This window comes from Silvanigrella sp., from assembly GCF_044369315.1.
GTDB lineage: Bacteria > Bdellovibrionota_B > Oligoflexia > Silvanigrellales > Silvanigrellaceae > Silvanigrella.
On record NZ_JBIPMD010000115.1, the window covers coordinates 1 to 10,020 of the forward strand.

General features: G+C 33.3%; 8 protein-coding genes and 4 tRNA genes. 3 read left to right on the top strand and 9 right to left on the bottom strand.

Going from position 1 to position 10,020, the window contains the following annotated elements; genetic code table 11:
* Positions 1–227 precede the first annotated feature (227 nt).
* The 4 genes from ACIQ56_RS10145 to rsmA all read right to left on the bottom strand — a co-directional run bounded on the left by ACIQ56_RS10145 (position 228) and on the right by rsmA (position 4,899).
* Complete coding sequence (locus tag ACIQ56_RS10145) at positions 228–1,049, bottom strand: succinate dehydrogenase/fumarate reductase iron-sulfur subunit (protein ID WP_397600949.1); 822 nt, start codon at positions 1,047–1,049, stop codon at positions 228–230.
* Positions 1,050–1,068: 19 nt separating this feature from the next.
* Positions 1,069–2,988, bottom strand: coding sequence for a fumarate reductase/succinate dehydrogenase flavoprotein subunit (locus ACIQ56_RS10150; protein WP_397600950.1), 1,920 nt, complete (start codon positions 2,986–2,988; stop codon positions 1,069–1,071).
* 6 nt (positions 2,989–2,994) lie between these two features.
* Positions 2,995–3,660, bottom strand: coding sequence for a succinate dehydrogenase cytochrome b subunit (locus tag ACIQ56_RS10155; protein WP_397600951.1), 666 nt, complete (start codon positions 3,658–3,660; stop codon positions 2,995–2,997).
* A gap of 351 nt (positions 3,661–4,011) precedes the next feature.
* Positions 4,012–4,899 (bottom strand): 16S rRNA (adenine(1518)-N(6)/adenine(1519)-N(6))-dimethyltransferase RsmA, encoded by an 888-nt coding sequence (rsmA, locus tag ACIQ56_RS10160; protein ID WP_397600952.1) that lies wholly within the window; start codon positions 4,897–4,899, stop codon positions 4,012–4,014.
* 68 nt (positions 4,900–4,967) lie between these two features.
* Here rsmA and ACIQ56_RS10165 point away from each other — a divergent pair, with 68 nt between their 5' ends.
* The gene (locus ACIQ56_RS10165; protein WP_397600953.1) at positions 4,968–5,606 is read left to right on the top strand and encodes a glutathione S-transferase family protein; all 639 of its coding nucleotides are present in this window, start codon (positions 4,968–4,970) and stop codon (positions 5,604–5,606) included.
* Positions 5,607–6,720: 1,114 nt separating this feature from the next.
* Here the strand turns inward: ACIQ56_RS10165 and hflX are convergent.
* The 5 genes from hflX to ACIQ56_RS10190 form a co-directional block, all read right to left on the bottom strand.
* Complete coding sequence (hflX, locus tag ACIQ56_RS10170; protein ID WP_397600954.1) at positions 6,721–8,127, bottom strand: GTPase HflX; 1,407 nt, start codon at positions 8,125–8,127, stop codon at positions 6,721–6,723.
* A gap of 130 nt (positions 8,128–8,257) precedes the next feature.
* Positions 8,258–8,332, bottom strand: a tRNA-Thr gene (locus tag ACIQ56_RS10175).
* A 55-nt stretch (positions 8,333–8,387) separates the two neighbouring features.
* Positions 8,388–8,464: transfer RNA gene (locus tag ACIQ56_RS10180), tRNA-Gly, on the bottom strand.
* Positions 8,465–8,497: 33 nt separating this feature from the next.
* A tRNA-Tyr gene (locus tag ACIQ56_RS10185) sits at positions 8,498–8,583 on the bottom strand.
* Between the two features lie 7 nt (positions 8,584–8,590).
* Positions 8,591–8,666: transfer RNA gene (locus tag ACIQ56_RS10190), tRNA-Thr, on the bottom strand.
* A gap of 220 nt (positions 8,667–8,886) precedes the next feature.
* Here ACIQ56_RS10190 and ACIQ56_RS10195 point away from each other — a divergent pair.
* Together ACIQ56_RS10195 and ACIQ56_RS10200 are read left to right on the top strand one after the other, a co-directional pair.
* Complete coding sequence (locus ACIQ56_RS10195; protein WP_397600955.1) at positions 8,887–9,453, top strand: hypothetical protein; 567 nt, start codon at positions 8,887–8,889, stop codon at positions 9,451–9,453.
* Positions 9,454–9,680: 227 nt separating this feature from the next.
* Positions 9,681–10,020, top strand: a 340-nt coding sequence (locus ACIQ56_RS10200) for a hypothetical protein (RefSeq protein ID WP_397600956.1), incomplete at its 3' end; no start/stop codon positions are given.

The window sequence follows — 10,020 nt, forward strand, 5'->3', positions numbered from 1 at the left end:
GACTGCCATTATTATAATCATTCGCTCTGTATGTTTCCACTTGAAATCCATCTCTACTTCCCCCAATTACAATCCAAGGAAGATACTTTACTCTCATATGATCTTTTTTTGCAACAGAACCAAAAAATTTATTATTTAGGATTTTTAACTAGATAGTTTATTTTATTAAAAAAATAAAAATAATTCATAATCTCATTTTTTATTTTATTATGAATTATTTTTTATAATTAAGCAGGAGAGCCTTCGTTTGCACCACCTTTACGTGGATAACTTTTACGTCCTGAAATCATGGAGCGCATAAACTCTCTATTTAACCTTGCGATATTCTCTAAACTAATATCTTTTGGACACGCCCCAGCACAACTCCCCATGTTTGTACAAGAACCAAAATCTTCTGCATCCATTTGATAAACCATTTTTGCAACACGTTCTGCTCTTTCCGCTTGTCCTTGAGGTAACAAAGAAAGTTGCGACACTTTTGCAGAAACAAACAACATTGCTGCACCATTACGGCAAGCAGCAACACAAGCGCCACACCCAATACAAGTTGCCGCATCGAATGCTAAATCGGCATTTTCTTTTGCAATTGGTAAAGCGTTTCCATCGGGAGAACTTCCTGTATTCACAGAAATATAACCACCGGCCTGAATAACACGATCAAATGCGCTTCTATCGACAACTAGGTCTTTAATAAGAGGAAACGCTTTTGCTAAAAATGGCTCAACAACGATTGTTTGCCCATCATGATAATGTCTCATGTGCAACTGACATGCTGTTGTTGATTTTTGTGGCCCATGGGGATTGCCATCGATTACCATAGCGCATGAGCCACAAATTCCTTCGCGGCAATCATGATCAAATGCAACGGGTTCTTCCCCTTTTAATATCAACTTTTGATTTAATATATCTAACATTTCAAGGAACGACATATCTGGATTTACGTTATTGAGTTCATAATCAACCAACTTACCTTCCGAATGTGGACTTTTTTGTCTCCACACTTTGAGGTGCAAAGTCATCATTTTGTTACTTTCGTGTTTACTTTCCATAAGGCCATTATCCTTTTTGTTACTTATAACTGCGTTGAGTTGGGTGACAATAATCAAACTTTAATTCTTCGACATGACGTTCTGGTTTTTTGCCTTCACCTTTAAATTCCCAAGCAGCAACATGGGCAAATTTTTCATCGTCTCTTTTTGCTTCATTATCTGGAGTTTGATGTTCTTCGCGGAAATGGCCACCACAGGATTCTTCTCTTGTTAGAGCATCAAGGCACATTGTCTCACCTAACTCAATAAAATCTGCAATACGTCCTGCTTTTTCGAGCTCTTGATTTAATTGTTCCCCTGTTCCAGGAACAGAAATATTATTCCAAAATTCTTCTTTGATTTTTGGAACCATCTTAAGAGCTTTTTCTAAGCCTTCTTTATTTCTAGCCATACCACAGTGATCCCAAATAACATGACCAAGTTCTTTATGAAATTGATCTGCTGTTTTGTTACCTTTAACACCGAGTATTTTGTTAATACGATTTTTTGCACTATCCATTGCTTCTTTAAACTCTGGATTGTTTGTTGTTACTTTTTGTAAATTTGTGCCACCAATATAATTTGTTAAAGTTGTTGGAATAATAAAGTAACCGTCAGCGAGTCCTTGCATTAAAGCAGATGCACCAAGTCGATTTGCTCCATGATCCGAAAAGTTTGCTTCACCTAAAACATGCAAACCAGGAATAGTAGATTGTAAATTATAATCTACCCAAAGTCCGCCCATTGTATAATGAACGGCAGGATAAATTCTCATTGGAGTTTTATATGGATTTTCGCCTGCAATTTTTTCATACATTTGAAATAAATTTCCATATTTTTCTCTAATTTTATCTTCACCCAATCGATTTATGGAGTCTTGAAAATCTAAAAATACAGCTAATTTAGAAGGACCTACACCATGTCCATTATCACATTCTAGTTTTGCAGCTCTTGATGCCACATCTCTAGGAACTAAATTTCCAAAACTTGGGTAACGGCGTTCCAAATAATAGTCGCGTTCATTTTCAGGAATTTGTGAAGGCATTCTAGTATCATTTAAATTTTTAGGAACCCAACAACGTCCGTCATTTCTTAAAGATTCAGACATAAGTGTTAACTTAGACTGATGATCACCAGAAACGGGAATACAGGTTGGATGAATTTGTGTATAACATGGGTTTGCAAAAAGGGCTCCTTTTTTATGAGCTCTCCAAATTGCAGATGTGTTTGAAGCTTTTGCATTTGTTGATAGATAAAAGACGTTACCATAGCCGCCTGTTGCGAGTACAACAGCATCGGCGTGATGAGATTCAAGTTCACCTGTTATAAGGTTACGAACAATGATACCTCGCGCATGGCCATCTACCATAACTAATTCAAGCATTTCTCGACGTGGATACATATCCACATTGCCATCAGACACTTGACGCATCATAGCCTGATAAGCGCCAATTAATAATTGTTGTCCCGTTTGTCCACGTGCATAAAAAGTACGAGAAACCTGAGTCCCACCAAACGATCTTGTATCTAAAAGGCCGCCGTATTCCCTAGCAAAAGGAACACCCAATGCAACACAGTGATCGATAATTCTGACAGATGTTTCTGCTAAGCGATAAACATTTGATTCGCGAGCACGGTAATCACCACCTTTTATTGTCTCATAAAATAAGCGATAAATAGAGTCGCCATCATTTTTATAATTTTTTGCTGCATTAATTCCACCTTGAGCAGCAATTGAGTGGGCTCTTCTTGGAGAATCATGAATAAAAAAACTTTTTACATGATAACCCATTTCACCCAAAGAAGCTGCAGCAGAAGCTCCTGCAAGTCCTGTTCCAACAATAATGATTGAGTGTTTTCTTCGATTCGCAGGATTTACAAGCTTTGATGAAAAACGATGATTAGTCCATCTATCTTCAATAGGACCAGTTGGACTTTTTGAATCAAAATTAAATGTCATATTTTGTTACCTTGCAAGAAATACAAAAAGTGGTTGAGAGAAAAAACCCGCTGAAACAATAACTGCGTAGGTGTAGCCAAAATATTTAAAAAATTTATTATAACGGGGATGACTTATTCCAAGAGTTTGAAAAATAGATTGCACACCATGATAAAGATGCATTCCAATTAAAACCATTATTATGCAGTATGAAGCTACATAAACAGGATCTTGAAATTTTTCTAAAACCAGTTTAAATAAATCGCGCATTTGCACGCCATCATAAGTAACAAGATATGTTGGTCCAAATTTAAATGTAATTAAATGCCAAATTAAAAATGCTAATACAATGGAGCCTGTATAAATCATGGTGCGTGAAGTAATAGATGCGGATTTTTCTTTTACTGGTGTTACAGAATAAAATTTAGGTTTCGATCTTGAATTTCGGATAACTAAACTAATTCCTGTGAAAGCATGTATTAAAAGAACACCTAACAAAAAGGCCTCTATTATATAAATTGCAGGATTCGCTGTTAATGCATGCGCATATTTATTATATGCCTCTGCACCAATAAAAATTAACAAATTACCAAGCATATGAACCATTACAAACAAAGACCATACTATAGCAGTGATAGCCATAAAGTATTTTTTACCAATGGTACTCGTTAAAAAACCAGAATTTGCCGACATAGAGCAATTCTCCTAAAAAAAGACAAAAAAACACGACGACCTTATAAACAATTTGAGCCAAACACTCATCCTGCCAAACATATAAAGCTAATACTCACATATAGCAAATTGCAAGCGTAACAATAAGATCGTACTTTGCTTAAAGCATAACCGTAATCAATCTTTTAGATCGTCATTATCAATTAAAATATTAAAAATTGATTTATTATGAAATCTTCTAATAGTAACAGCTTTTTTCTATGCGAAAATTTTGCATCGTATATTTTTGATATTAAAATTTGATATACACTTTTGATAATTTCATAAAAAAAATTAAAAAATTATTGATAATGATTTTCAATATAAATTTCTTTAATTAATCCCTAAAAAAAATTTATGGAATGCTAATATCGTTGTTGGAGGAAGAGTATCTGGTCTTGTTTCTTCGCTAATACCATGTTGATGAGCTAACTTCCAAAAACTTTCTATTTTTCCTGGTTCTTTTTTTTCTAACTCACCTAATTGAGCCGCAAGAGCACGACGTAACATTTTTCTGCGAGCACTAAATAAAACTGTTGTGAATTTACTAAAAGCATTATCCTCTTCAAAGGTAGAAAAAGAAAAATCTTTTGGAGTTAATTGAACGATCGCAGAATCTACTTTTGGCCTTGGAACAAAACAATGTGATGGAACTTCAAATAGCTTTTGTACATGAAAAAACAACTGAATACGTACCGTTAATCTTCCATAATCTTTTGTTCCTGGTTTTGCATTTAAACGATCAGCAACTTCATTTTGAACCATAAAAATACCATGATTATAAAATTCTTTATATTTGCAAAACCAAAACAAAATATCACTTGTAATATAATAAGGTAAATTACCAACACATATTGTTTTACTTAAATTAGAAATTTTTTTATCGTTATCGGGAGACCATTTTAGAATATCTGTTTGAACTACTTTAATTTGATCTGGATTATTTTTTGCTAAAGTTTCATTTAAACCATCTACAGCTCTTTGATCTTTTTCAAGGGCAAGAATGTGAATTCCTCTATCAAGTAATGGTTTTGTAAGTGAACCTGAGCCTGGACCTATTTCATGTAAATATTTGTTACCATCTTTTAGAAATAAAGAATTGATGGAATTAGCTATTTTTTCAATAATATTTTGATCATTTAAAAAATTTTGCCCCAATGATTTTTTAGCATGTAGATGAAAGGCTTGATTTGGGTTTTCCTTAAATACTTTATTCCTCATAAATTTCCTAATGACTCAAGGTTATTCTATAATGACACCATTGAATTCATTGCAAGAAGGAGACTGTTGTGTCAAGTCATCAAATCATTCTTTATGAAAGCCCTGCCTCTCGTTCTGATAGAGTCAAATTTTTACTTGAAGAAATAAATATTCCTTACAATAAAAAGACAATTTCTATTCCAAAAGGAGAGTATAAATCGGAAGAGTTCCTAAAACTAAATCCCAATGGGACCGTCCCTTTCTTAATAGATAACGAAACCGGACTTCATATTTCAGAATCGGGAGCAATTTGTAATTATTTAGCTAGAAAGTATAAAGACAGGCTTTATTTTCCGGATAAAAATATAAAAGAAATCGCTCTATATGAAGAAATGATGTATTTTGCTGTTAGCACTCTTGACCCTGTCTGTTTTCAAATTTTGTTTCATGCTAAATGGTACCCTGTTGAAAAAAGAATACCTGCAATTGTTGAAGAAAATGTAAGGAGATTTGCATTTTGCGCTGAGTTTCTAAATAGAAATTTAGCAAAAAATAAATTTGTTTTAGGAGATAAAATTAGTGCCCCAGATTTTATCATTGCTCCCTCATTATTGTGTATTAAAGAAGAAGTAAAAAAATACCCTTTAATTCAAGAATATGTTATGAATATTTTGAGTTTGTCATCTATGAAAAAAGTTAGGAATGATGTAAAAATATTTAATTCTTAAAATTATCTATTTTATTTTGACTGTGTTTAAAACAAAAAAGCGTTGATAATCAACGCTTTTTTGAGTCTTTTGAAACTGCTTGTGGCTCTTGAGGTTTTGTTTGATTTACAACAGGAGCTGACTTCGCTTTGTCTTGTTTCTTCTTTTTTTTGCTGTCTTTACTAGGCATCACAATCTCCTTTTGACTGCATTGTTAACGTTACTTTATTAAGTTAAGTTATTATAACCTAGAAAGCAATACTAGCGACATTTTTTATTGAGTTAAAATTCAAATTTTTGATATTTGGACTCCTTCGACCTTTCTCAGTTCTTATTGTTCCGTATTTCATGTTTTTAGAGTTTATAATTCTATTAAAATTTGTAATAAAATAGACATAGAAATTATTTACTATGTCTATTAAACATTTATCTTTTATTTTTTTATTTTAAAAATTCATAAATTATTTTTTATCTATTCGATTCATAGAAAAAATTTAAATATTTTATTTTTTCAAAACTGATTCACATCATTTTAAAAAAATACTCTATTTTGTAAAGTAAACTTTTCTGACATTAATTTATGACATTATAAAATCAGAGGGCCAGCCGTTCGGTGCTAACCCTCTGTGTCGTTCTTCTGAGGAAGAAATGTGGAATGTATATTTTGTGAGGACAATGCTATGGCGAGAGATCAAAGGTAGGGAAATATTGGGATGGTTTAAGAAGCATTAATCCTCCGAACTTTTTGTGTCATGGCTTCTTTGTGAGTTATAAACTCAACTTATTTTAAATTGCAAGCCTTAACATGAGGTATCTAAAAAAAAAAGACTACCAATTTTTTTCTAACAAAAAAAACAATATTTTTTGATGCCTTGTTTTTTCAACACAACCATCAAAAAGAGACATAAGAAAGTATGATTTTATGAATAAATTCATACTTTTTCAAACAATTAAAAAAATGACACACTTTTAAATACTGCTTTAATTTTAATCAAATTAATAATTTTTTATTGTTTTTATACCAATTAATTATAATGAAGAGCTAAAAAAAAATATCAATTTTATTATTTTTTATCTTTTATAACAATTGAATAATTTTTAGATTAAAAGGAATACAATAATTGCTTTATACTTTTTAAAGCTGATAACGCTCTTTTAATTTCTTTATGACTTCTTTTTTACCTCTAACAGTAATATATATCCCATCATTTTCGTGTTTTTCTTCTATAACTCTTAAATTTTCTCTAATATCTCCTATTGCCCCTTGTGTTTGGTAAGATATAAATAATTTATCATCTGACATTTCTTTTTCAAAAAACTCTCTAATAAAATCATGAATCATTTTAATATCTTTATCATTTCTTGTAGAAATAAATAAAGAATTTGGAAATTCATGCCTTAGCTCATGCAGCTCTTTTTGGGACAATAAATCAATTTTATTAAAAATATAAATAGAAGACATTTCCTCTGTAACACCAATACCAGACAGTGTTGTTTTAGTAACTTCTAAATGTGTTCGCCAACTTTTATCAGAAGAGTCTATTACATACAAAAGCAAAGAGGAGTTTAAAGCCTCATCTAATGTGGAACGAAAGGATACGACAAGATCATGCGGAAGCTTTCTTATAAATCCAACTGTATCTGAAACTAAAATTTTAGGATGCGTTTCTGGATGCAGCATTCTTACTGTTGTATCTAAAGTAGCAAATAATTTATCTGCCACTAAAACTTCGCTTCCTGTTAATCTTCTCATAAGAGAGGACTTACCAGCATTTGTATACCCAACTAAAGCAACACAAGGCTGATCAGAGCGTTTTTTACGCCTTGTTCCTTGTTCTTTTTGGATGGAAGAAATTTCTCTTTTAAGTTCAGCAATACGATCTCTTATTCGACGCTTATCAAGTTCAATATCTGTCTCACCAGCACCTCGAGCACCAGCGCCACTTCCTTGTCTTTCACTTGAACCGCTTTCACGAATACGCGGTGCCAAATTTTTCAATCGGGCAATTTCAACCTGAAGTCTTGCTTCTCTTGTCTTGGCATGTTTGCTAAAGATTTCAACAATTACGCCAGTTCTATCAATCACTTCAACAGAAAAAGCACTTTTCAGATTTGCTATTTGAGACGGTGTTAATTCACAATCAAAAATAATCGCATCTGGTTTTTTAGAGGGGTCAAATATTTCTTCATCATCTTCTTCCTCTAAAGAATACTCATCTGTTTCTAAGTCTTCTTCTTTTTTATTATTTTCTTCTTCTTTTAATTTTGCTTTTGTTTTTTTGATAACGGGTCCTGTTTTTACAATTCCTGTCCCGCCAGTAACCTTAGCAATTTCTTTTAATTTGCCTTCCCCTAATGGAACCGCACCTGAAACATTTTGTCTTCTTTGATAAGTAGTTGAGACTACTGTAAAGCCCAATGTCGTAACAAGTCTTTTTAATTCTTCTAAAGATTCTTGGTTTTCATAATCATTTACTTCTGGGGTAGGCACACCTACGAGCATCGCTTTAGGAAGTTTTCCATTATTTAAATCAATTAGCATAAAAAACCTTTTTGTTTATTTCATATGAAAAAAAGAAATTTTTTTGTTATATCAACAAAAAAAGTATTTATCGTTTAATCGATACCAATATAATTAAATATTTTCTAGTGAAGTTGCTTTTGATAAATACTGGAGCCCATATCCGGGCTTGAACCGGAGACCTCTTCCTTACCAAGGAAGTGCTCTACCACTGAGCTACATGGGCTTATGTAAAATAGTAGATGCAAAAGTAGCAAAAAAGAAGAGAGTTAAAACAAATTTGGAGCGGGTGAAGGGGCACGATCCCTCAACATTCAGCTTGGAAGGCTGACGCTCTAGCCAATTGAGCTACACCCGCTTAAGATGTGACTGCATAAATACACAGTTTAAATGGTGGGGAGGGGCAGATTCGAACTGCCGAAGTCGTAAGACAGCGGATTTACAGTCCGCCCCATTTAGCCACTCTGGAACCTCCCCGACACCGTGGAGCTGGCTAAGGGAATTGAACCCCCAACCGCCTGATTACAAATCAGGTGCTCTACCAATTGAGCTAAGCCAGCGTACGTCTCGGTGAAGAGGTGAATAATGTATGACAGCCAATCTTGTCAAGCAATCTTATAAAAAAAAATTATCCTATTACTTAAGGCACTTATAAAAAGATAACAATTGAGCCCCAAAAAAGGAATTTTTTTCCTAATTATTGTTTGACTATTACAATATTGATAGGTTTATTTTATATATATCAAAGGATAAAATATAAAATAAGGAGATTAAAAAATTATGGGGGACTTAGAAAAAAGCATTTTTTATAAGGGTACAAGCTTATCCTTAATTTCAAAAACTCTCTTTCTATTTACCTTTCTTTTTCCACTTACAGCTCAAGCTCAACAGGTTTATGGTGGTGGAGAAGACGACATGAGAGATATTTTTGTGGCAGGAGGATATGGAGCCTTATTTGGAGCCACTATGGGCACAGCTATTTTACCGTTTTTATCGGGTTCTCCTATGAACAACATACGTGTTGTTGCTGGAGGAGCTTCTATTGGCTTTATGATGGGCAGTGCTTATGGGTTGTATAATGTTTCAAAAGCTCAAACAAACTCATACTTTAACTACACACCCGAAAACAATGATGATAATTATTATTATTATAGCATGCCTCCAGTTATTCCTGGACAAGGATATGTTGCACCTAAAAAAGAAGAAAAAAATATAGTTAAGAAAAAAGAATTGCCTAAAGCGGGCGCCTTGATTGTTGGAGAAGGCAGCGATATTGGATTTGCTATCCCCGCCTTTTGGATTGGAGAAAAACAATTCGGATTTGTACTTGCCTCTTTAAGATTTTAACTAAATATTTTCTATATTTTATAATAATTATTCTCTCTAGTTCCAAATTATTATTAAGAAATTATTTATTCATAAAATTTTATAAATAAACACCACAAAATAGCTATTTAATTAAGCATTCATCATACTGTAACCCCTTTTTTTATAATATAACGAACTAGAGCGCGAATATGTTGAATTTTTCAGCATTTTTGTTTTTAACGCGCCTCTCAAAGAAAGGTTGTTTTATGTCTAGTTTTTGTAAAATTTCCCTTGTTTTATCTTCTGTAACCCTTGCTGTTGTAGGTTGTAATAAATCCACTGGCGGTAGTAATTCTAGTAGTGGATCAAATGATGCTCAAGCAGCTGCTTCCCAAGGCACAACTCCAGCAGCCACAACTCCAGCAGCCACAACTCCAGCAGCCACAACTCCAGCAGCCACAACTCCAGCAGCCACAACTCAAGATTACTTACTTATTGGCGCACCAAATGGTTCTGTTGCAAAAAAAGATCATATGAGAGTAAAGTATCTTCCTTGGATTGTAATTGGGGGAAGTAGAGATGGATTTCAAGTGGAAACATACAGAG